This is a genomic window from Ruegeria sp. HKCCA5426, from assembly GCF_013034585.1.
GTDB lineage: Bacteria > Pseudomonadota > Alphaproteobacteria > Rhodobacterales > Rhodobacteraceae > Ruegeria.
In genome coordinates, this window is sequence record NZ_WQGH01000013.1 from 27,424 (window position 1) to 49,435 (window position 22,012).

Genomic DNA, 22,012 nt, shown 5'->3' on the forward strand with positions numbered 1-22,012 from the left:
TTAAAGCTGCAACTCAGGCTGCCTTGGACCCGATCCCATGTCCCTTAATCACGTTCGCCCGTGGCGAAACATCTATCGCCGCAAGTCCCGACAGATCATGGTTGGCAGTGTTCCGGTCGGGGGCGATGCGCCCATCGCCGTGCAGACGATGACGAACACCCTGACGACGGATGTCGCGGCGACCGTGGCGCAGGTTCAGGCGGCGGCCGAGGCAGGAGCGGATATCGTGCGGGTTTCGGTACCTGATGAGGCGTCCTCAAAGGCCCTGAAGGAAATCGTGCGCGAAAGCCCGGTTCCGATCGTTGCCGATATCCATTTCCACTATAAACGCGGGATCGAGGCTGCTGAGGCAGGTGCCGCCTGCCTGCGGATCAATCCGGGCAACATCGGTGATGAAAAACGCGTGCAGGAGGTTATCAAGGCCGCGCGTGACCACGATTGCTCGATCCGCATCGGGGTTAACGCTGGGTCTTTGGAAAAGCACCTGCTTGAAAAATATCGCGAGCCGTGCCCCGACGCGATGGTCGAAAGCGGATTGGAACATATCCGCATTCTGCAAGACAACGACTTTCACAACTTCAAGATCAGCGTAAAGGCCAGCGACGTGTTCCTGTCAGCCGCCGCCTATCAGGGTATTGCCGAGGCCACCGACGCCCCCATCCATCTGGGCATCACCGAGGCCGGAGGGCTGGTCAGCGGCACCATCAAGTCCGCCATCGGGCTGGGGAACCTGCTGTGGATGGGGATCGGTGATACGATCCGTGTCAGCCTGTCCGCCGACCCGGTCGAAGAGGTAAAGGTGGGCTATGAGATCCTGAAATCTCTGGGCCTGCGCCATCGCGGCGTGAACATCATCTCGTGCCCATCCTGTGCGCGGCAGGGATTCGACGTGATCAAGACAGTTGAAGCATTGGAGCAGCGACTGGAACACATCAAGACGCCCATGAGCCTATCCATCATCGGCTGCGTCGTGAACGGGCCGGGTGAGGCGCTGATGACTGATGTTGGCTTTACCGGCGGTGGAGCCGGTTCTGGCATGGTGTATCTTGCGGGTAAGGCCAGTCACAAGATGTCTAACGATCAGATGATCGACCACATCGTTGAACAGGTCGAAAAGAAAGCGGCTGAACTGGACGCAGCGGCCGAGGCTGCGGAATAGCGCAAGCACACGGCTCTGGGCAGGGCCGGGTTCTCGACAGGGTGAAGAGGTCTGTGTTGACAGGCCGCGCTGTTCTGGGGCCAAGTCGGGCCTATGAAGGCTTTACTCGTCCTTGTTTTACTGATGTGGACCGCCCCCTTTGGCGCGGCGCGCGCGTGTGAATTGGCCTTGGCCTTTGCGTTGGATGTGTCGGGCAGCGTCAATGAGAGCGAACATCAGTTGCAACGCGATGGCGTCGCCGCAGCCTTGTTGGACCCTGACGTGGTGACGGCGATATCTGCCCAACCCGGTGGTGTGGCCTTGATGGTGTATGAGTGGTCAGACTCGCGGCAACAGACGCAGATTTCGGCCTGGCGTCTGGTCCGAGGGCTAAACGAATTGAAAGCGATCGCCGCCGAGGTGCTGGCGGCCCCTCGAAGTGCAACGGGTGGAACCGGCATCGGTCCGGCGGTGGCGTTCGGGGCGTTGATGTTCGACTACGGGCCGGATTGCCGTCGGCGCGTTATTGATGTGTCGGGGGACGGCAAACACAATAACGGCTATCGTCCCCATGTCGCGCGCGAGATGCAGGTGATGCAGGGTGTCACCGTGAACGCGCTTGTGATTGAGGGGGCCGAGCCCGAAGTGCTGGCCTATTACGTCGACCACGTCATTTCAGGGCAGGGCGCGTTTGTGGAAATTGCCGCGGGTTACGAGGATTATGCCGCAGCCCTTCGGCGCAAATTGCTGCGTGAAATTCCGATGGCTGTAGCAGATCGGTAAGGGATAGGGCGGCGCACAGATGCGCACCGCCACTATTCAAATTCAGCCCTGTTCGGCCCGCACAGCGTCTGCGATTTGCAGCATCTGGTCAGCCGTCAGGTATCCGCGCAGCATCTCGGTTCCCAGAACAAACGAAGGCGTGCCGGAAATCTGCATGCGCCGCGCCAACTCGCGCGTTTGGTTGATCTCATTCGTCACCTGATCACTGTTCATCGCTTCGAGGATTGCGTTGCTGTCCAGACCCAACCCGTCCGAGATACGGCGCAGGGTCACTTCGGACGGCTCGCCGCCGAATTCCAGAAGTGCGTCGTGAACCTGTTTGTAAGCGTCGTCGCCAGCCACATGTTTGGTTGCAACGGCAAAGCGTGATGACAGGACCGATGCATCGCCCAAAATCGGAAACTCTTTGATAACCAACCGGATATTGCCGTCTTCTGACAAAAGCTCGGCCACTTCGGGGACGGCCCGGCGGCAATAGCCACAGCGATAGTCCATGAACTCGACCAGGGTGATATCGCCGTCCGGGTTGCCGCCAACCCAGCTATATCCATCATTGAACAACTCATCGGCGTTGGCGCTCACCAACTCCTTGTCGGCCTGTGCTTCGGCCACTGCATTTCGCTGCTCAAGGATATTGATGGCTTCGATGATCACTTCCGGGTTTTCCAGAAGATACTCGCGAACCTGTTCTCCGAATTGTTGCTTTTCAGCCTCGGTCATGGCGTTCAGGTCCAATGCCTGAGCGGGGCCTGTGATCAACGAAAGCCCCAGCAGGGCTGGCGCAGCGTGTCTGAGGATCATTTTCGTTTCCTTTTTGTTTTCTTAGCTTGTTCTGAAGCAATCAGCACATCCTGTGCACGTTGCCAACCAGGTGAGCCTTCGGGCAATTGCCCGACAGCCCGTCTTGCGTGAATACCTGCATCTGCCAGCCGACCTTGCAAGGCATATCTTTCGGCCGTCACGGCCGAGGCCATGCCTTTGTTGCCGACTTTCGCATATGCAACGCCCAAATCCTGCATCAATCGGGCGTTTCGGTAGTCTCTATTTCTTGCCTTTTCAAGGACTTGTAAGGCGTTATTGGTCTGACCTTGCGCCAGGAGCGCCCGACCGTATCCGGCAAGGATCAGCGCATTGTTGGGGGCCAGATCCACTGCCTTGCCATATGCAGCAACCGCGTCTTGTACCTTGCGGTTTTCCAACAATATTTGCCCTTTGAGTTCGTAGTAGAACGGATCATCGGGCCGAATATCCAGTGCTTGGTTGACTGCGGCTCTGGCGTTCGCCAGATCGCGGTTCTGGTGATAGGCCGCCGCTTCGCGCATGAGGCGGATGTCCCGCGCGCTTTCTTCCTTAGCCCGGCGCATGGTCCAGGTCGGTGACCGTAGAAAGGCCGACAGTTTACCCTTTGTGCGCGCGAACCAGTAATCAGCACTTTGGTTGGGTTGCGCTTTATCTCCGAATTCTTCCATGAAAGCTTCGGCAGCCCGCAGGCGCTCACGGCTGGTGGGGTGCGAGCGCATGTAGGGGTCTTGATTGATTGTGCTTAACAGTTCCTGTCCCGCAAATTTCTGGTGCAGCGCAACCATTCCGCTGGGCGAGATACCCGCCCATCTGAGGTAGCTGGCAGCACTGCGATCAGCCGAAGATTCTTCGGCACGGGTATGTGCCAGAAAACTGCGCAGGGCCGAGCCGGAGGTGCCCGCCGCGATGCCAGCAGCAGCCTCGCCACCGCCCGCAGCAGCCACCACAAGGGCAAGTGCGGTTCCCAACTGCGCGTTCCTTTGCGCGGCTTTCAGGTTCTCCACCCGCCGTGCCAGATGGCCATTGGCGATATGCGCGGCTTCGTGTGCAATCACCGCCTGCAGCATTTCCGGGCTTTCGACCGTCAGGATCAGACCGTAATTCAGGTAGATCGCGTTATAGTCGATGACGAAGGCGTTGAACGTGCTGTCATTCACCACCAGAATTTGCACACGATTGGTGTTCAGCCCCGCTGCGCGCAAGACGGGAAATGCCAGTTCACGCAGCCCGTATTCGATATCGGGGTCACGGATCAGGCTTTGCGCTGCGGTTTGAATGGCGCTTGAAAACCATGTCACTGCGATCAGCAACAGGGCCGGGATTGACGCCAGCCTGGATACGCGTTCAAAAGCCATGGCTGCAACATGGGAGATGGGCATGAGAAACTCAACCCGGTCCGGGGTCGATCCCTTTATCGTGATGGACGTTATGGAGGCCGCGCGCCGGGCTGAAGAGGCCGGACGCACCATCATTCACATGGAGGTTGGCCAACCGGGAACCGGTGCGCCGCAAGGGGCGACTGATGCTCTGGCAAAGGCCATGAAAGAAGGGCCACTGGGGTACACGGTTGCTCTGGGCCTTCCGGCTCTGCGGCAGCGGATCGCGCGGATGTATGGTGAATGGTATAACGTCGACCTCAACCCCGAGCGTGTTGTGGTCACGCCGGGCTCATCAGGCGGATTCCTTTTGGCCTTCACGGCGCTATTTGACAGCGGCGATCGTGTCGGTATAGGCGCGCCGGGTTATCCGTCCTACCGGCAGATTTTGAAGGCTCTGGGGCTTGTGCCGGTCGATCTGCCAACCGCGCCGGAAAACCGTCTCCAGCCTGTGCCGTCAGATTTCTCGGGGCTTGATCTGCAGGGACTTATGGTGGCGTCGCCAGCCAATCCAACTGGGACAATGCTGGTTCATACGGCTATGCAGGCGCTTATCGGGGCCGCGCACGAGCAGGGCGCCTCGTTCATCAGTGATGAGATTTATCATGGGCTGGAATATGAGGCCAAGGCCGTCACAGCGTTGGAGGTGACGGATGACTGCTATGTGATCAATTCGTTCTCGAAATATTTCTCGATGACGGGCTGGCGTGTGGGCTGGATGGTTGTGCCCGAAGATCAGGTACGCGTTGTCGAGAGGATCGCCCAGAACATGTTCATCTGCGCGCCGCACGCCAGTCAGGTTGCGGCTTTGGCCGCGATGGAGTGCGAAGATGAATTGCAGGCAAACCTTGATGTCTACCGCGCCAACCGCACCCTGATGCTTAAGGGGTTGCCCAAGGCAGGCTTCACGAACATCGCACCGCCTGACGGGGCATTTTATGTCTATGCCGATGTGTCCGACCTGACGCATGATAGCCGTAGCTTTGCTGCGGAAATCCTTGAAAAGGCGGGTGTGGCGGTCACTCCGGGTCTCGATTTCGATCCTGTGCGTGGCCATACGACATTGCGGTTTTCCTACGCCAGATCGACGGCAGACATAGAAGAAGGCCTGTTGCGTCTGCAGCGGTTCATGGCTGAACGCTCTGTGTCGGTGGGTTGAGCGCGGGGCGTTCACAAGCGGGCGTTGTTCGGCTAAGCTGGGCGTCAAACGATCTCGGGAAAACTTGAGGCCATGAGCAGGATTCTATTCGCTATTGCGCTGATCTGGGCGCTGAACGGTGCTGCCGTTGCGCATGATTTCAGCGCGCTTGCACGCGTGTTGCCCGATGACAGCCGTGTCGCTGATAACGGGCGCGCCGGAGTTCAGGTGCAGCTTGGTCTCAGTCAGGGTGTGCCATACCGGGTATTCACCCTGCGTGATCCCTATCGAATGGTTCTGGAATTCCAGGAGGTCGACTGGACCGGCCTGGACCGCGACAGCTTTTTGCAAACGGATCGCGTCAGTGGGGTGCAGTATGGGGCCTATGTGCCTGGATGGTCGCGCATGGTTCTGGAGCTTGGCGCGCCTTTGGCGGTTGAGACTTCGGATATGCGCGTCGATCCGGTAACGGGTAAGGCGCAGTTGATTTTGGACTTGAAAGGGACTGATTTTGATACGTTTTCCGCCAGTGCGGGCGCGCCGCGCCAGCCCGGTTGGGATCTGCCGGAAGCGTCGGTTACCCCTCCGGCGCGGGATGAGGACGGAACGCGCTTGCTGCGGGTGATGCTGGATCCCGGGCACGGCGGGATCGACCCCGGTGCCGAGGTTGGCGGGCTCAACGAAAAGACCCTCATGCTGACCTTTGCGCGCGAGCTGCGCGAAATGCTGTTGCGTGCTGGGGGATACGACGTGGTCATGACCCGCGTCGACGATCAGTTCGTGTCGTTGGAGCGCCGCATCACGCTGGCGCATCGGGCCGGTGCTGACGTCTTTATCTCGTTGCATGCAGACATTCTGTCCGAGGGGCGGGCGCACGGTGCTGCCGTCTATACTCTGTCCGAGGATGCGTCGGATGTGGCCAGCCTCAGACTGGCGGAGCGTCATGATCGCGGCGATCTGATATCTGGAATTGATCTGAGCGGTTCTGACGATCAAGTGGCGGATGTTTTGTTGGACATGGCTCGCAGGGAAACCAAGCCGCGCACCGACGCGCTTGCGCGAGCTTTGGCTGACGGGATGACACAGCAGGGCGGGCCGATGAACAACCGCCCGATCCGAACGGCCTCGTTTTCGGTGTTAAAGGCGGCTGACATCCCATCTGTTCTGATTGAACTGGGGTTTCTGTCCAGCCCCAGAGACCTTGAGAACATACGAAACCCTGAATGGCGTACCGGTATGGCGCGCGGCATTCGCGACGGGCTGGAGCGCTGGCGTCAGGATGATCTGGTCAGACGGTCGCTTATTGGGCAGTGACCCTGCGGCGCAAAACGGCTAATATTGGCCATCGTGTTTTGACCCCGGGCAGGGGCATCACTATATAGGCGGCACCGCGAGCAAAAGGCAGTAACGTGATCCGTTTCATTCTATCCATTTTCGGGGCGATCTTTAGCCTCGTGACCTTGGGCATTTTCATGGCCGCGCTGGTGATTGGTGCGGTCTTTTGGATGTATGGGCGCGATCTGCCCAGCCATGAATCGCTGGCGCAGTACAAGCCGCCGACGATCAGCCGGATTTATTCCGGCGAGGGTCAGTTGATCGACGAATTCGCGCAGGAACGCCGCCTGTTCACACCGTCCGAGGAAATCCCTGATCTGGTGAAACAGGCGTTTATCTCGGCCGAGGACAAGAATTTCTACACCCATCAGGGCTATGACCCGCGCGGTATCATTGCGGCGGGTGTCGAAGCGGTGAAATCCAAGGGTGAGAATGTGCGCGGGGCGTCCACGATCACCCAGCAGGTGATGAAGAACTTTTTGCTGTCCGGCGACCGTCGGGCCGAGCGAAAGATCAAGGAAATCATCCTCGCCACGCGGCTTGAGGATACGCTGGACAAAGAACAGATCCTTGAGCTGTATATGAATGAAATCTTTCTGGGTCAGAACTCATATGGTGTGACCGCAGCGGCCCAGACCTATTTCAACAAAACTTTGCAGGAACTTGCCCCGCATGAGGCGGCAACCCTTGCCGCCATGCCCAAGGCACCGTCCGATTTCCACCCGGTGCGCGAGAAAGACCGCCTGTTGGCCCGCCGCAACTATGTGCTGCGTGAGATGAACCAGAACGGGTATATTGATCAGGCGACCTATGAGGCAGAAACCAACATGCCTCTGCGCTCGGTCCAGAACGGTGATTTCGAAAGCTTCCGCACCGCTTTGCCGCCGCGTGATTACTTCACCGACGAAATCCGCCGCCAATTGAGTGAGGATTTTGGTGAGGGCGAATTTTTCACCGGTGGCTTTACCGTCCGCGCCTCGGTTGACGAAGAGATGCAGGTCGAGGCGGCCCGAGCTTTGCGCGTAGCATTGCAGAAATACGACCGTTCCCGCGGTAAATGGCGTGGCACGGGCGAGGTGATCCCTGTAGACAAACTGACGGATGAGGTGCAGTGGCGCGAGGCGCTGGCCATCACCGAAGTCCCGCGTGACGTGGTCCTGCCAACGCAATGGTATCCTGCCGTCGTTTTGAATGTCGCCGATCAGTCACTGACCGTGGGTATTGAAAATGGCCCGGCAGACGGCACTGTCCCGCGCTCTGACATTCAGTGGATGCAGGGTGATTTTCAGGATAATTTCAAGCGCGGAGATGTCATTCTGGTCATGGCCGGGGAAGAGGGCCAATGGTCCGCCCGACAGGTGCCCGAGGTGCAGGGCGGTTTCGTCGCGATGGATGTCAACTCGGGCCGTGTTCTGGCGATGCAGGGCGGGTTCTCTTATCAGGACTCTGTGTTCAACCGAGCGACGCAGGCGCAACGTCAGCCGGGGTCGAGCTTCAAGCCCTTCGTCTATGCCGCAGCGCTTGACAGCGGATACAGCCCGGCAACGATCGTTGTGGACGCCCCGATTGAGGTGAATACCCCGCAAGGTTTGTGGCGGCCCAAGAACTCGTCCAACAAGTTCTACGGCCCGACTCCGCTGCGCACCGGGATTGAACAGTCGCGGAACCTGATGACCATTCGTCTGGCGCAAGAGGTCACGATGCCGGTGGTAGCCGGATACGCTGAACGCTTTGGTGTGTATGACCGGATGGGTGCGTTCCTTGCCAACTCTTTGGGGTCCGAGGAAACGACGCTTTACAAGATGGTCGCAGCCTATGCGATGTTCGCAAACGGGGGCGAGCGGGTTGAACCGACACTGGTTGACCGGATTCAGGATCGGTTCGGCAAGACAATCTACCGCCACGATGACCGGCAATGTCTGGATTGTAACTCAAGCTGGCTGGAACCGGACGAGTCGCCCACCATCGAAACCAACCGTAGTCAGGTCATGGATGCGATTACAGCTTATCAGTTGACCTCGATGATGAAGGGCGTTGTCGATCGCGGTACAGCGTCGAGCCACGTCAATCTTCCGGTGCCGACGGCTGGCAAAACCGGCACGACCAATGAATCCAAGGACGCTTGGTTCATTGGCTTTACATCAAACATCGTCGCTGGTTGCTACATTGGATATGACCGCCCGCGCCCGATGGGGCGGGGGGCGTACGGTGGCACGATGTGCGGCCCGGTGTTCCAGAGCTTTATGGAAAAAGCTGTCGAAAAGTATGGTGGAGGCCCGTTCGAAGTTCCCCCGGGTGGGCATTTCATCAAGATTGACCGCTTCAGCGGCGCGCGCCTGCCTGCGGATGCAACCGGCGAATACGTTGTGGCCGAGTATTTCCGTGACGGCGTAGATGGCTTTATCGACCGCGTTTACGACGGCGGTTTTGCAATGGGATCAGATCTGCCTTTGTTTGAAGAGGTCCACAGCTCAGGCCGTCAGGTGACCACATCGACAGGCAACACAGTCACCGTCGGCCCAAATGCCAGCCAGGGTGAGTTGCAGGGCGGCGGGCTATATTAACGATGCGCAGTATTCGGGGTCACGCCGTCTTGTGGTGACCCCACGCACTTGCTATCACGCAGGCCTGATTGAGCAAGTTGGGACGTAACCATGCGCGCCGAAACCCAGAATATCGTGGCGGAAATCGAAAAGTCTCTGGAGCTGCTTGCGCAGCGCATGGACTATGAAACTGCGCCGCATCGGTTGGAGGAATTCAACGCGAGGGTTGAGGATCCCAACCTCTGGGACAGCCCGGAAAATGCGCAGAAACTGATGCGCGAGCGTCAGATGCTGGTAGACGCGATCGAGACATATGAGTCGATCAAGACGGATTTGAGCGACAATATCGAACTGATCGAACTGGGCGAGATGGAAGAGGACAACGAGGTTGTCGAAGACGCCGAGTCTGCGATCAAGTCCTTGCAGGCCAAAGCCGCCAAGAAAGAGCTTGAAGCGCTGTTGGACGGTGAGGCGGACAGCAACGACACCTTTCTCGAGATTAACTCGGGCGCGGGCGGCACAGAAAGCTGCGACTGGGCGTCAATGCTGGCGCGGATGTATGTGCGTTGGGCCGAGAAGAAGGGTTACACGGTCGAGCTACAATCTGAGACCGCCGGAGAAGAAGCGGGGATTAAGTCCGCAGCTTTCAAGATTTCCGGCCACAATGCCTATGGCTGGCTGAAGTCGGAAAGCGGTGTGCATCGGTTGGTGCGGATTTCGCCCTATGACTCGGCGGCCAAGCGGCATACCTCGTTCAGTTCGGTCTGGGTTTACCCGGTGGTGGACGACAATATCGAGATTGAGGTGAATCCGTCGGATATTCGAATTGATACCTATCGGTCTTCTGGCGCAGGTGGTCAGCACGTGAACACCACGGATTCTGCCGTGCGGATTACGCACATCCCAACTGGCATTGTTGTGACGAGTTCCGAGAAATCGCAGCACCAGAACCGCGATATTGCGATGAAGGCCCTGAAATCGCGCTTGTACCAGCAAGAGCTGGATCGCAGGAACGCCGATATCAACGCCGCGCACGAGGCCAAGGGTGACGCAGGCTGGGGTAACCAGATTCGGTCTTACGTGTTGCAGCCCTATCAGATGGTCAAGGATTTGCGGACGAACCACGAAACTTCGGACACCAAAGGTGTACTTGATGGTGATCTGGATGAGTTCATGGCGGCGACGCTGGCGCTGAACGTGGCGGGCAAAAGCCGGTCCGAGGCGCAGAGCGATTAAGCTGGGTAGGGGGCGCTGCCCCCGCCGCGGCAAGCCGCGACTCCCCCGGGATATTTTGGGCCAGATGAAGGGGATCCCCAGGTTGCGGGTGGCCGGGAAAGATACATCTAAACAGTGGGTTTTATTGACAGGGCACCCCCGCTAGGCTGACCACTACAGAGTGATGAGAATGCCAAAGAGCCCCGAATGGACCTAAGACAAACGAGCGCGACTGCATTGTTGGCAGAGATGTCCGGGCGACGTGTTTCAGCAGTCGCCGTTATGCGCGCAACCCTGGACAAAATCGCTGAGGTCAACGGAGCCTTGAATGCTATCGTTGCTTTGCGCGACGAAGATGATCTGATGGCAGAGGCGCGGGCCTTGGATGAGGGGCCGATCAAAGGACCGCTGCATGGGTTGCCCGTCGCTGTCAAAGACCTTGTGAATGTGGCGGGGATCCCGACCTCGCAGGGGTCGCCATTATTCAAGGATGATGTGCCTGACGAGGACGATCTGATCGCGGCGCGGATGCGGGATGCTGGTGCGATATTGATCGGTAAGACTAACACGCCCGAATTTGGGCTTGGGTCGCATACGTTTAACCCTGTCTACGGGGCTACACGAAACCCCTATGACTCGGAACGATCCTGCGGTGGATCATCCGGAGGCGCTGCTGTTGCGTTGGCCACCGGGATGGTCGCGTTGGCGGATGGGTCGGACATGATGGGCAGCCTACGCAACCCGGCTGCGTGGAATAATGTCTACGGGTTCCGCCCGTCGTGGGGGCGCGTACCCGCGCAGCCCATTGGGGATGGGTTTCTGCACCAATTATCGACATTGGGGCCGATGGCCCGAAGCCCTGAGGATCTTGGGCTTTTGCTGGACGTGATTTCCGGCCCCGATAAGCTGCAGCCTCTGAGCGCGCCAGTTCAGGCCGTATCACCGGTTACACCGGCTGATCTGAAAGGGGTGCGCATCGGCTGGTTGGGGGATTGGGGCGGCGCATTTCCGTATGAGGATGGAATTTTCGATCTTTGTGAGGATGCGCTGAAGGTTTTCTCGCGCTTAGGGGCCACTGTTGAAGCCGTAGATGCGCCATTCGAATCTGAGAGGATGTGGAAAAGCTGGGAGACTCTGAGATCATGGAGTGTGGCCGCGGGTCTTGCACCGCTTACCGAGCACAGGTCGATGCTGAAGGATACAGCCCAGTGGGAGCTTGATCGCGGGCTGGGGTTGACTGCAATGCAGGTGCATCGGGCAAGCCTCGTGCGGTCGGATTGGTTCCGTCGCGCAGTTGAGGTGTTTGACGAATTTGATGTCTTAGCCCTGCCTTCTGCGCAGGTTTGGCCTTTTAATCTGGATACGCCGTACCCCACCGAAATCGCCGGGAAAAAGATGGATACCTACCATCGGTGGATGCAAGTCGTTGTGCCCGTCAGCCTGATCGGACTTCCAAGTTTGTCAGTTCCGGCCGGGTTTGGACCCGACGGGATGCCGATGGGTATGCAGGTTTTTGGACCTCGTGGTACGGACGCGCGTGTTTTGTCCATTGGGGCTGCGTATCACGAAGCTACGAAATGGCCGCAGAAGCGACCCGCCTGACGAATTCGGGTGGAATAAGGGGAGGAGAGACTGAGAATGGAAAAGCCTTTTGGCGTTCCGAAGATGGGGCCCGTCACGACGGACATGCTGCGCGAGGCCATGCGCCGGGCCTGGGTGGATTTTCGTCGCGCGCCGATGTTCGGGTTGATGTTTGCCGGGGTCTACGTGGTGGCGGGTTGGGCCATTGCCTGGGTCACGATTCAGACGCAAACGTCTTACTGGCTTGTGTTGGCCGCGATTGGGTTTCCTCTGCTAGGTCCGTTTGCCGCTGTTGGATTGTATGAGGTGTCGCACAGGCTAGAGCAGAATGAGCCGCTGGGATTCGGGGCAATCTTTGGGGTGGTTGCACAACAAGGTCGGCGTCAACTGCCATCTATCTGTGCGATCATCGTCGTGATGTTTCTGTTTTGGTTCTTTCTGGGTCATATGATCTTTGCCCTGTTCATGGGATTGTCCACCATGACCAACGTATCCACCTCGCTTGAGGTGTATCTGACGCCCAATGGACTTACGATGCTGGCAGTGGGATCGGTGGTCGGGGCGGTTTTCGCAACCGTTCTTTACATGATCACAGTGCTGTCGATTCCGATGCTTTTGGATCGGGAATTGGACTTTGTGACCGCCATGATTGCCAGTTACAGCTATGTCAGCGCAAATTTTCCAGTCATGCTGGGGTGGGGCGTGTTCGTGGCTGTTCTGACTTTTGTCGCGATGGTGCCCTGGTTTCTGGGCTTGTTTTTGGTGTTGCCTCTGCTTGGCCATGCAAGTTGGCATCTCTACCGCTTGATTACTCAGGCAGAAACGGTAGAGCCGGATTAAGTTCCCAGTTCAGGCCACTATTTCTTCGGCTGTTCGTTCCGCGCGTCGGGCGGCCCTTGCCGCTGAAAGCGCCGCCTTGGGTTTGGGGCCAAGATAGCGCAGCGCAAGCCTGCGCATTGTTGTGTCATTCGCGGTGGTTTTTGACAGACAAATCGCAACGCCTCGCCATTGATCAGATTGCGCGTCGTTCCCGCGTTTCACGAGGTAAATTCGACTGTTCTGCGATGCGCGGCTGGACATGAGGATATAGATCTGGCGGCCAGCGCATGCTGCAATACCCTGAACCTCACGCAGGTTGGACGCAACGCTATCTTCTCCTGAGGGTGGTTCATAGCTTCGGACCAGTGTGCATTGCGGTAGCCTGCGCGCATGCAGGACCCTGTGCCGGGTCGCATGGGATTCGTCCAGCCCTGTCTCGGAGACAAAATAGAAACCCGCCGGAAGCAGGTTTTCCGTAAGTGTCCCGGGGCCGGAACCCAGAAATTCAGTCAGCGCCGAGGCTGCTGGGTGGACCGGGGGTAAGTCGATCTCGTCAATAGGGCGCAGAAGAATGCGCGCGTCGACCTCGAAGAAATTGCAAATCCGGTCCAGAACGTCCGGGCGCGGAAAGCTTTCACCGCCGAGATATCTGTTGAATTGCGTCCGGTTTATTCCAAGCTGGCGGCAGAGTTCGGAAACCGAGGGGTACTGCCTTGCCAATCGCCGTAGATTTGCGCCGAACATCTTGCGCAGTTCCGCCGGGCTGCGAGTGTTATTCGTCATTTGTGTCCCAGGTTCTTATTGTGACTTTTCAGGGTAACAAACAGCGCACGGCCCAACGAATGGTATTGCGCTTAATCTCACTGAATACGCTAACGGGCGGATCCCAACGCCACGCTACTCCATGAGGCTAGCGTGCAAAAGCGTAAACGCAATAGGCTTTAGTTCGTTTTGTTTGATCTTTATGGCGGTTTTCCGCAGAGGGCGGAAAAGGGAATCCCGAAATCCTGCTAGGTGCGGATTTTGGAAACAGATACCCCGCCCACGGGGTCGTCCAAGGGCAGGGTGGATATTATCAGTCACCGCGCAGCAAGGCTGCGACTCCGGTGCGGGCCACTTCGACCAATCCCAGCGGGCGCATTAGATCGGCAAAGGCGTCGATCTTGTCCGGTGCGCCGGTGATTTCGAAAATGAACGAATTCAAGGTGCTGTCGACCACGTTGGCGCGGAAAATATCGGCTAGACGCAGGGCTTCGACCCTCTTGTCGCCTTCACCGACGACCTTGATGATCGCCAATTCCCGCTCGACCGAGGGGCCTTCGACAGTCAGGTCGTGGACATCGTGCACAGTCACGATCCGACCCAACTGCGCTTTGATCTGTTCGATCACCTGTGGGGTGCCGGTGGTGACGATGGTGATACGGCTGAGATGGCCGGTATGATCAACCTCGGCCACGGTCAGACTTTCGATGTTATAGCCGCGACCAGAGAACAGCCCGATCACACGCGCCAGTACACCGGGCTCATTCTCGACGAGAACTGCTATCGTGTGACGTTCCTGAACGTCTGAAAAGGTGGGCCGTAGGTTATAGGCCGAATGGCGGGTGGCGCCTTTTTTGATATGTAGGGCAGACATTTACGTCCCTTTCATCATCCTGCGAAGGTCGGGCACCGGGGCGCCCGACAAAATTCGACGAATTTTGTTAAACCAGAACCGAACCTTTGGAGTCGATCACGCCCTGCGTCTCGGCCTCGCCCAGCAGCATCTCGTTATGGGCCTTACCTGATGGGATCATGGGGAAGCAGTTCTCGTGCTTTTCGACCAGACAATCAAAGATGACGGGGCCGTCATAGTTGATCATCTCCATGATCGCGTCATCCAGATCTGCGGGGTCGGAACACAGGATGCCCTTGGCTCCGAAGGCCTCGGCGAGTTTAACGAAGTCGGGCAGGGCTTCGGACCACGAATGCGAGTACCGCTCGCCATGCAGAAGTTCCTGCCACTGGCGGACCATACCCAGACGTTCGTTGTTCAGGATGAACTGTTTCACAGGCAGGCGGTACTGAACGGCGGTGCCCATCTCCTGCATGTTCATCAGCCACGAAGCCTCACCCGCGACGTTGATCACCAGCGCGTCCGGGTGGGCCATCTGCACACCGATCGAGGCCGGGGTGCCATAGCCCATGGTGCCCAGACCACCGGATGTCATCCAGCGGTTGGGGTCTTCAAAACCCAGATACTGCGCGGCCCACATCTGGTGCTGGCCGACCTCGGTGGTGATATAGCGGTCGTGTTTTTTGGTCAGCTCTTCAAGGCGTTGCAGCGCATATTGCGGTTTGATCGTCTTTTCGCTGTTGGTGTAAGCCAGACAGTTGACCTTGCGCCAGTCACTGATCTGTTCCTGCCATTTGGAAACTGCCGCAGCATCGGTCTTGCGACCGCGCGCTTTCCAGACCTTCAGGATATCCTCAAGAACATGCGCGACGTCGCCCACAATCGGGATGTCCACACGGATCACCTTGTTGATGGACGATGGATCAATGTCGATATGGGCCTTCTTCGAATTCGGCGAAAAGGCATCAATCCGCCCCGTGATCCGGTCATCAAACCGAGCGCCGATATTGATCATCAGGTCGCAATCATGCATCGCCAGATTGGCCTCATAAAGGCCGTGCATGCCCAGCATGCCCAGCCAGTTTTCACCCGAAGCTGGATATGCACCTAAACCCATCAGGGTCGAGGTGATGGGAAAGCCGGTCGAATCCACCAGTTCACGCAGCAACTGGCTGGCCGCAGGGCCTGAGTTGATCACGCCACCGCCAGTATAAAAGACGGGCTTCTTGGCGGTCTCCATCGCGGCGACCAGTTCGGTGATCTCTTCCAGATCGCCTTTCATTACCGGTTGGTAATGCGAGGTCGAGGGTTTCGGGCTGGTATATTCACCCGATGCGAATTGCACGTCCTTTGGAATGTCGATCAGCACCGGACCGGGGCGGCCCGAGGTGGCGACGTGGAACGCCTCGTGCATGGTCTCGGCCAGCGAATCCGTGTCTTTCACCAACCAGTTATGCTTGGTGCAGGGGCGGGTGATGCCAACGGTGTCAGCCTCTTGGAACGCGTCCGAGCCGATCATGAAGGTCGGTACCTGACCGGTCAAAACAACGATCGGGATCGAATCCAGCAACGCATCGGTCAGGCCGGTCACCGCGTTAGTGGCACCGGGACCCGAGGTCACAAGCGCAACGCCGGGCTTGCCGGTTGACCGGGCATAGCCTTCGGCGGCGTGGACGGCCCCTTGTTCGTGACGCACCAGAATGTGGCGAATGTCGTTTTGCAGAAAAATCTCATCATAGATTGGTAGCACGGCGCCGCCGGGGTATCCGAATACCGTGTCCACGCCCTGATCCTTGAGGGCCTGAACCACCATCTTTGCGCCGGTCATCTCACGTGTCATCTGCTTTGCTCCGTTCGCGACATGTGTCTTGCGTTTTGCCAAAAAAAAGCCCCCGAGATTTTCGGAGGCGCATGGGTTGGATTATGGTTTACCGTTACCGGCCCATGCGCGTGTTTCCTACGATTACGACTAGCGCTTTCATCGCCAGAGGCTCCTTTTTTGCGTGCAGGGACATTATGGGCGGTAAAAGGGGGCGTCAACAGGCAATCGTACCAATTTTGTATCTTGAGCGGTGAATTTTGCGACATTTTATTGCGCGTATTGGCGCCTGGCCGGAAGATTCGAGAAGATTTCCTGTCGTCTGCATGTGCATCGCAAAAATAACAGTGTCGGAAAGCGTCATGGCAATGTCCCAAACAAGCATGATCGGCCGATTGGGTTGAGTACGCTGACTTTGTCTTTGCAGGCAGAGGAGGCGGGAAATGTTGCACGATCTTGTGGATCTGGGACGGTATCCGATCGATTGTCCGGGCTCGCGGGCGTATGATCAATTGATCGGCGATTTGCGGCGTGAACTGGATCAGGACGGATGCGCCGTCCTGCCGGGTTTTGTGCACGCCGAAGGGTTGGCGCAATTGCTGCAAGAGGCGCGGGCGACCGCCCCAAAAGCGCATCGCTCGTTCAATCGAACAAACGCCTATTTCACGAAGGATGATCCTGGGTTGGCGGCGGATCATCCTGTCCGGCGGTTCTATGATCGGTCCAATGCCTTTGTGCCGGCTGATAATTTCAAAACATCCGGACCTTTGCGCCGAATCTATGAATTTGAGGGCTTTCTACCTTTCATCCGCGCGGCCTTGGATGAGGCCGAGGATCGGTTCTTTCGCTATGATGACCCGCTGGCGGACGTCATTATCAATGTCGTTGAGGAAGGGCAGGGCTTCCCTTGGCATTTCGACACCAACAACTACACCGTGACATTGGCCATCCAAAACGGAGAGGAGGGCGGCGCGTTCGAGTATGTGCCGAACCTGCGCAGTTCTTCGGACGAGAATTTTGACACGGTCGCTTCGGTGTTGGACGGGAACAGAGCGCGGGTGCGCAAGCTTGAACTGCAACCCGGCGACCTGCAGATATTCAAAGGGCGCTACTCCCTACACCGCGTTGCGCCTGTCAAAGGGTCGTCCAGCCGGTATGTGGGGATTTTTTCATTTGTCGAGGCCGAAGGTATGTGCGGCGGGGTCGAACGAACTCGGCAATTATATGGCCGTGTTTTGCCGCATCACCTGGATCGGGAAGGGGTAAGGCGAGACAGTCTGCTTGACTGATGCTGGTCGGCGGAAGGCCCTCCCGCCCATTGTCGACGCGCCTTTGGCGCGCCTCCGCTGGTTGGGCGTGGCTGCGCTGCGCGCTGCGGGATCAAAATCCGGGGCTTGTGCCTTGTAGGACGCCGTGTTCCAGCGCATAGCGTGTAAGACCGGCTGTCGATGATATGCCCAGTTTGCGTTTGATGTTCTTGCGGTGCGTCTCGACGGTGCGAACAGAGATATCCAGCGCCTGAGCGACTTCTTTATTCGACTTGCCTTGGGCGAGCTCCAGCAGGATTGTCTGTTCGCGCCCAGTCAGCGCCTCACGGGTGCTTTCGCCCTTGGGCTGTAACGAGCCGCTGGCACCCGTGCAAAGGTATTGTTCCCCGCGCATTACGGCGTCGATGGCCTGTTTGATCTCTTCGGTTGGGACATCCTTGAGGACATATCCCTTGGCGCCATGACTTAGCGCGGTCGAGATGTATTCCGGGCTGTCATGCATTGACAGGATAAGGATGCGGGTCCGGGGCAGGCGTTCCAGGATGATCTCGGTGGCGCTCAACCCGCCAAGCCCCGGCATATTCAGGTCCATCAGGATGACGTCTGGGGCCAGGTCTGTCGCCTTTTCCACCGCCTCTTGTCCGCTACTGAGCGTTCCGACGACCTGAATTTCGTCATAGCTTTCAAGGATCGACTGAATCCCTTCGGCAACCATCGGGTGGTCATCTACAATAAGGACCCGGATCGTTTGGTCGCTCATGTACCGGCCTTTCGGTTTGGGGTCGCGTCTTCGCGTGGTGGCAACAAATGACTCAGGGGCAGGCTGGCCTCGATCACCGTGCCGCTGCGTGGGCCGCGTGATGACAGAATACGCAATGAGCCGTCAAGCTGTTCGATACGCTCTTGCATATTCCGCAATCCGATCCCGGCGCTTGCCTGTCCGGGGTCGCTACGCAGACCACGACCGTTATCGGTAATGCGCATTGTCGCGCCTTTCTTATGGCCGCGCAAATCAATTGTAACGCGCGTTGCCCCCGAATGACGCTCAATATTGGTGAGGGCTTCTTGGGCGATGCGATACAGCGCGATCTTGCTGTCCTGATCCAGACGGTTACGGAAGACAACGGTTGAAAACTCGGTCTCAATCCCGGTGCGTTCGCGGAAATCGTCGGTTAGCGCCTTGAGCGCCGGGCCAAGCCCCAGATCGTCCAAAACGCCCGGGCGCAGGTCGCGGCTGATGCGGCGGACCTCGGTGATGGCAGTGCCAAGGTGGTCGATCCCTTTCTCCAACGGATCGCGTGCGCCTGCGTCATCACCCCGCGCCAAGCGGCGACGGGCGTTGTCCAAAGCATAGCGCACTCCGACCAATATCTGACTGATCCCGTCATGCAGCTCACGGGCCACGCGACCGCGTTCTTCTTCCTGCGCGTCAAACACACGCTGGGTCAGCTCTTTCAGTTTGGCGTCGGCCAGCCTGCGTTCGCGGAAGTTCAGCAACATGCCCGAGGCAAAGACGATCAGCACGGCGGCCAGTACGATGCCGCCGATATACATGAAGGTACGCTGCACGCGGGCCTCGACCTCGGCGCGGGCATTGGCCACCGTTGCAACAATATCATCGATGAAAACGCCGGTGCCCACGGCCCAGCGCCAGTCTTGCAGGCCGACGACATAGGCGATCATCTGCGCCTCTTCCCCGTTTGAGGGCTTTTGCCACATGAAACTGTGCCATCCGGCCCCCTGACGGGCGAGACGAATGAACTCATCAACAATGGGCGTGCCGTCGCTGTCGGTTAGACCTTCCCAGTTTCGGTTGATGAACTGGGTTTGGCGCGGGCTGACCAGATTGTTACCGTCATAGTCATAAACGAAAAAGAACCCATCCTTGCCGTAGATCATCGCCGACAGGATTTGCGTCACAAGGTTCTGCGCCACCTTGTCGTCAGTTGATGCGCGGCCATAGATGTAAGCGAACCCGTTGCGGGCTTGGGTTACATAGTTGCGCAGTTCTTCCTTCTTGGCCTCGATCAGCCTGCGTTCCAGCGCCTGAATCTCGCGCTCGGCCGTTGCACGGGATTCATACGTCACGAACAGTGCGATCGCAGCGACGGCCACGACCAAGGGAATCGCCGCGACAAGCGACAATTTCTGGCCATAGGTCAGCGAAATCAGATTTCGGAATCCCCTCATGGTCGAATCGATACGCAAGCCTGCAGCAAATTGCAAAATTTTTGGACTTTTGATCGTTCTTCCCGGCCATAGGTCAGAAAATTGTGGTGTTTGGCGTCAAATTCACGACCCAAGCCGCCAAAAAAACGAGGTTCCTACGTAGTAGTAGGTATTCACATTCAATTCGGGGTCATTAGGCTGGCGTGCACTGACAACGACTGCCCCCGGCATCGGCTGGGGTATTGGATATGTAGGGGAGGAACACTCATATGGATCGTCGTTCATTTCTGAAAACATCTGCTCTGGGCGGCTCGGCAGCTGCGGCCACCACGCTGGCGGCTCCGGCTTACGCGCAGGGCAAGCGCACTCTGACCATGGTGACCTCGTGGGGTCGTGGTCTGGCAGGTGTTTTCGACAGCGCGCAGCGTTGCGCCGACAGCATCACCGCAATGTCTGACGGCAACCTGACCGTTGACATCAAAGCAGCCGGTGAACTGGTTGGCGCGTTCGAAGTTTTCGACGCGGTATCGTCGGGTCAGGCCGACATGTACCACGCGGCGGACTATTACTTTGTGGGTCAGCACCCGGGCTATGCCTTCTTCACCGCTGTTCCGTTCGGCATGACCGCGCAGGAACTGGTGAACTGGTACTACCATGATGGCGGCATGGAAGCTCATGACGAGCTGGGTCAGATCTTTGGCCTGAAGTCGTTCCTGGCCGGTAACACCGGTGCGCAGGCGGGCGGCTGGTTCTCGAAAGAGATCAACAGCCCCGAAGACTTTAACGGGCTGAAGTTCCGTATGCCGGGTCTGGGCGGTAAAGCCCTGGGTAAACTGGGCGCGTCCGTTCAGAACATCCCGGGTTCGGAAGTGTATCAGGCACTGTCCTCCGGCGCGATCGACGGGACCGAGTGGATCGGACCTTGGGCCGACGAAAAGGCCGGTTTCCAGGAAATCACCAAGACCTACTACACCGCTGGCTTCCACGAGCCGGGCGCAGGTCTGTCGCTGGCGACCAACCGCGACGTGTTCGAGGAACTGACACCCGCACAGCAGAAGATCATCGAGATCGCTGCCGCCGAAGCGCACCAGTGGAACCTGGCGCAATTCCTGGCCAACAACGGTGCCGCCCTGCAGCGTCTGCAGTCGGGCGGCGTGAAGGTCATGGAATTCCCGGACAGCGTTTGGGATGCCTTCGGCACCGCCAGCCAGGAAGTTCTGGACGAAAACATGGGCGACGAGCTGTTCAAGAAGATCCACGACAGCGCGATGGCTTCGATGGCGGCGTCTTCGGCCTGGTTGAACCTGTCGTCGGGTGCCTACACTGCACAGCGCGACCGCGTTCGCGGCTAATCGCATGAACTAAACTCAATTGGTTTCCCCGCCTAGTGCGGGGAAACCTTTCCCGTTGCACATGCAGGGCTCGGACAAGCCAACAATAAGCTGCGGTGCAACTGACGCGACCTGGGGACAACATGCAGGACGAAAACGGTATCTCGTTCTTCGGCGCCCTGTGGAATGGACTGGTTTGGTTCATTCAGAACATTGCCGAAGCCTTCTATAATTTCGGATATGCCATCACGCATCCGCAACTCTGGCTGAACTGGTCGGACAAAGAAGCCATCATGCGCTTTGTCTATTATGGCGGGTCGGTCGAGTTCTTCTTTGTGATCTTCACCATCTTTTTGGTTCTGACCGCCATCGGTCTGTATTATCGGAACTTCATGTGGGGCATGGTGCGCGGCCTTGAGGGGTTCGCCAACACAACCGGACGCTTCTTTGCGTGGGCGGGCCTGCTGATGGTCATCCAGCAAATCGTCATCGTTTTCATGCAGCGGGTGTTCGCGCGGCCCGATATGGCCTTTGGTTTCGGTATCCCGATCCAGATGGATATCAGTTGGTATGCCGAAGAACTGAAGCTTTATAACGCAATGGTCGTGTGCCTGTGCTGCACCTATACCTTCGTGCAGGGCGGACATGTTCGGGTTGACCTGATCTATGCAGGCATCAGCCACCGGGCCAAACGTGTGATCGACATGCTGGGTGCGTTGTTGTTCATGATGCCGATGGCGGTGCTGACATGGATGTACGGATGGTACTTCATGTGGCGGCACCTAATCGTGCCGAAGCCCTCGGCCAGCGATACGCTGGACAAGCTGGTTCTGAAATCCCGCGCGCTGCGTTGGAACGTGGAAACCATCGGCTTCAGCCCGAATGGGTTCAACGCCTACTTCCTGTTCAAGATCCTTCTGGTGGCCTTCGCGGGCATGGTGTTCCTGCACGCCATCGCGTTCCTGTACCGGTCGTATCTGGAATATGTGGAAGGGCCAGACAGCGTTGGAAAATACCTCGACAAGGACAGCCTTGGTGAGGGTGAAGAAGCCTACGAAGGCGCACATTAGGGACGGGGACC

18 protein-coding genes are annotated in these 22,012 nt (G+C 57.9%); 11 read left to right on the forward strand and 7 right to left on the reverse strand.

The genetic code is table 11. The features are described 5' to 3' along the window. Positions 1 to 37 precede the first annotated feature (37 nt). Both ispG and GOV87_RS17990 read left to right on the forward strand, forming a co-directional pair. Positions 38 to 1,159: a flavodoxin-dependent (E)-4-hydroxy-3-methylbut-2-enyl-diphosphate synthase gene (ispG, locus tag GOV87_RS17985; RefSeq protein WP_171212691.1), complete on the forward strand. Its 1,122-nt coding sequence runs from the start codon at positions 38 to 40 to the stop codon at positions 1,157 to 1,159. A gap of 93 nt (positions 1,160 to 1,252) precedes the next feature. Then, positions 1,253 to 1,921, forward strand: coding sequence for a DUF1194 domain-containing protein (locus GOV87_RS17990; RefSeq protein WP_171212692.1), 669 nt, complete (start codon positions 1,253 to 1,255; stop codon positions 1,919 to 1,921). Positions 1,922 to 1,963: 42 nt separating this feature from the next. Here the strand turns inward: GOV87_RS17990 and GOV87_RS17995 are convergent, their stop codons facing one another. Together GOV87_RS17995 and GOV87_RS18000 are read right to left on the reverse strand one after the other, a co-directional pair. Continuing rightward, entirely contained in the window at positions 1,964 to 2,722 is a 759-nt protein-coding gene (locus GOV87_RS17995; RefSeq protein WP_171212693.1) for a DsbA family protein, read from the reverse strand. Beyond that, positions 2,719 to 4,101, reverse strand: a complete 1,383-nt coding sequence (locus GOV87_RS18000) for a M48 family metalloprotease (RefSeq protein ID WP_171212694.1) — start codon at positions 4,099 to 4,101, stop codon at positions 2,719 to 2,721. Before GOV87_RS18000 ends, GOV87_RS17995 begins: the two co-directional genes overlap by 4 nt. On the opposite strand from GOV87_RS18000, the gene GOV87_RS18005 reads away from it, so the two are divergent. The 6 genes from GOV87_RS18005 to GOV87_RS18030 all read left to right on the forward strand — a co-directional run bounded on the left by GOV87_RS18005 (position 4,100) and on the right by GOV87_RS18030 (position 12,750). Next, complete coding sequence (locus GOV87_RS18005; protein ID WP_171212695.1) at positions 4,100 to 5,257, forward strand: pyridoxal phosphate-dependent aminotransferase; 1,158 nt, start codon at positions 4,100 to 4,102, stop codon at positions 5,255 to 5,257. The genes GOV87_RS18000 and GOV87_RS18005 overlap by 2 nt on opposite strands. A gap of 72 nt (positions 5,258 to 5,329) precedes the next feature. Next, entirely contained in the window at positions 5,330 to 6,550 is a 1,221-nt protein-coding gene (locus GOV87_RS18010; protein ID WP_171212696.1) for an N-acetylmuramoyl-L-alanine amidase, read from the forward strand. A gap of 95 nt (positions 6,551 to 6,645) precedes the next feature. Then, positions 6,646 to 9,135 (forward strand): PBP1A family penicillin-binding protein, encoded by a 2,490-nt coding sequence (locus tag GOV87_RS18015; RefSeq protein WP_171212697.1) that lies wholly within the window; start codon positions 6,646 to 6,648, stop codon positions 9,133 to 9,135. 90 nt (positions 9,136 to 9,225) lie between these two features. Beyond that, positions 9,226 to 10,350 (forward strand): peptide chain release factor 2, encoded by a 1,125-nt coding sequence (gene prfB, locus GOV87_RS18020; RefSeq protein ID WP_171212698.1) that lies wholly within the window; start codon positions 9,226 to 9,228, stop codon positions 10,348 to 10,350. 186 nt (positions 10,351 to 10,536) lie between these two features. Continuing rightward, a complete protein-coding gene (locus GOV87_RS18025) occupies positions 10,537 to 11,931 on the forward strand; it encodes an amidase (RefSeq protein ID WP_171212699.1) in 1,395 nt (464 codons plus the stop codon). 36 nt (positions 11,932 to 11,967) lie between these two features. Next, positions 11,968 to 12,750 (forward strand): DUF2189 domain-containing protein, encoded by a 783-nt coding sequence (locus GOV87_RS18030; protein WP_171126566.1) that lies wholly within the window; start codon positions 11,968 to 11,970, stop codon positions 12,748 to 12,750. 9 nt (positions 12,751 to 12,759) lie between these two features. Here the strand turns inward: GOV87_RS18030 and GOV87_RS20475 are convergent, their stop codons facing one another. From GOV87_RS20475 to GOV87_RS18045, 3 genes are all read right to left on the reverse strand, one after another. Next, positions 12,760 to 13,512, reverse strand: coding sequence for a helix-turn-helix domain-containing protein (locus tag GOV87_RS20475; protein WP_254447410.1), 753 nt, complete (start codon positions 13,510 to 13,512; stop codon positions 12,760 to 12,762). A 292-nt stretch (positions 13,513 to 13,804) separates the two neighbouring features. Further along, positions 13,805 to 14,365 carry an acetolactate synthase small subunit gene (ilvN, locus tag GOV87_RS18040; RefSeq protein ID WP_171122214.1) on the reverse strand — a complete coding sequence of 187 codons (561 nt, stop codon included), beginning with the start codon at positions 14,363 to 14,365 and terminating at the stop codon, positions 13,805 to 13,807. 67 nt (positions 14,366 to 14,432) lie between these two features. Beyond that, complete coding sequence (locus GOV87_RS18045) at positions 14,433 to 16,184, reverse strand: acetolactate synthase 3 large subunit (RefSeq protein ID WP_171122215.1); 1,752 nt, start codon at positions 16,182 to 16,184, stop codon at positions 14,433 to 14,435. A gap of 422 nt (positions 16,185 to 16,606) precedes the next feature. Here GOV87_RS18045 and GOV87_RS18050 point away from each other — a divergent pair, with 422 nt between their 5' ends. Then, positions 16,607 to 17,452, forward strand: coding sequence for a 2OG-Fe(II) oxygenase (locus GOV87_RS18050; protein WP_171212700.1), 846 nt, complete (start codon positions 16,607 to 16,609; stop codon positions 17,450 to 17,452). Between the two features lie 91 nt (positions 17,453 to 17,543). Here GOV87_RS18050 and GOV87_RS18055 read toward each other — a convergent pair whose 3' ends face one another. Continuing rightward, on the reverse strand, positions 17,544 to 18,191 hold the full coding sequence (locus GOV87_RS18055) for a response regulator transcription factor (protein ID WP_171122217.1): 648 nt from the start codon (positions 18,189 to 18,191) through the stop codon (positions 17,544 to 17,546). Then, positions 18,188 to 19,621: a cache domain-containing protein gene (locus GOV87_RS18060; protein ID WP_171212701.1), complete on the reverse strand. Its 1,434-nt coding sequence runs from the start codon at positions 19,619 to 19,621 to the stop codon at positions 18,188 to 18,190. The genes GOV87_RS18055 and GOV87_RS18060 overlap by 4 nt, the downstream gene beginning before the upstream one ends. Before the next feature lie 248 nt (positions 19,622 to 19,869). On the opposite strand from GOV87_RS18060, the gene GOV87_RS18065 reads away from it, so the two are divergent. Continuing rightward, a complete protein-coding gene (locus GOV87_RS18065; protein ID WP_171122219.1) occupies positions 19,870 to 20,952 on the forward strand; it encodes a TRAP transporter substrate-binding protein in 1,083 nt (360 codons plus the stop codon). A 122-nt stretch (positions 20,953 to 21,074) separates the two neighbouring features. After that, positions 21,075 to 22,001, forward strand: a complete 927-nt coding sequence (locus GOV87_RS18070) for a TRAP transporter small permease subunit (protein WP_171122221.1) — start codon at positions 21,075 to 21,077, stop codon at positions 21,999 to 22,001. The last annotated feature ends 11 nt before the right edge of the window (positions 22,002 to 22,012 follow it).

Excerpts from the sequence above, each read along its gene's own strand:
- ispG (WP_171212691.1), top strand. The coding sequence starts at position 38 with ATGTCCCTTAATCACGTTCGCCCGTGGCGAAACATCTATCGCCGCAAG.
- GOV87_RS18050 (WP_171212700.1), top strand. The coding sequence starts at position 16,607 with ATGTTGCACGATCTTGTGGATCTGGGACGGTATCCGATCGATTGTCCG.
- GOV87_RS18030 (WP_171126566.1), top strand. The coding sequence starts at position 11,968 with ATGGAAAAGCCTTTTGGCGTTCCGAAGATGGGGCCCGTCACGACGGAC.
- GOV87_RS18055 (WP_171122217.1), bottom strand. The coding sequence starts at position 18,191 with ATGAGCGACCAAACGATCCGGGTCCTTATTGTAGATGACCACCCGATG.
- GOV87_RS18005 (WP_171212695.1), top strand. The coding sequence starts at position 4,100 with ATGAGAAACTCAACCCGGTCCGGGGTCGATCCCTTTATCGTGATGGAC.
- prfB (WP_171212698.1), top strand. The coding sequence starts at position 9,226 with ATGCGCGCCGAAACCCAGAATATCGTGGCGGAAATCGAAAAGTCTCTG.
- GOV87_RS18060 (WP_171212701.1), bottom strand. The coding sequence starts at position 19,621 with ATGAGGGGATTCCGAAATCTGATTTCGCTGACCTATGGCCAGAAATTG.
- GOV87_RS17995 (WP_171212693.1), bottom strand. The coding sequence starts at position 2,722 with ATGATCCTCAGACACGCTGCGCCAGCCCTGCTGGGGCTTTCGTTGATC.
- GOV87_RS18070 (WP_171122221.1), top strand. The coding sequence starts at position 21,075 with ATGCAGGACGAAAACGGTATCTCGTTCTTCGGCGCCCTGTGGAATGGA.
- GOV87_RS18010 (WP_171212696.1), top strand. The coding sequence starts at position 5,330 with ATGAGCAGGATTCTATTCGCTATTGCGCTGATCTGGGCGCTGAACGGT.
- GOV87_RS20475 (WP_254447410.1), bottom strand. The coding sequence starts at position 13,512 with ATGACGAATAACACTCGCAGCCCGGCGGAACTGCGCAAGATGTTCGGC.
- GOV87_RS18000 (WP_171212694.1), bottom strand. The coding sequence starts at position 4,101 with ATGCCCATCTCCCATGTTGCAGCCATGGCTTTTGAACGCGTATCCAGG.
- GOV87_RS17990 (WP_171212692.1), top strand. The coding sequence starts at position 1,253 with ATGAAGGCTTTACTCGTCCTTGTTTTACTGATGTGGACCGCCCCCTTT.
- GOV87_RS18045 (WP_171122215.1), bottom strand. The coding sequence starts at position 16,184 with ATGACACGTGAGATGACCGGCGCAAAGATGGTGGTTCAGGCCCTCAAG.
- GOV87_RS18025 (WP_171212699.1), top strand. The coding sequence starts at position 10,537 with ATGGACCTAAGACAAACGAGCGCGACTGCATTGTTGGCAGAGATGTCC.
- ilvN (WP_171122214.1), bottom strand. The coding sequence starts at position 14,365 with ATGTCTGCCCTACATATCAAAAAAGGCGCCACCCGCCATTCGGCCTAT.
- GOV87_RS18065 (WP_171122219.1), top strand. The coding sequence starts at position 19,870 with ATGGATCGTCGTTCATTTCTGAAAACATCTGCTCTGGGCGGCTCGGCA.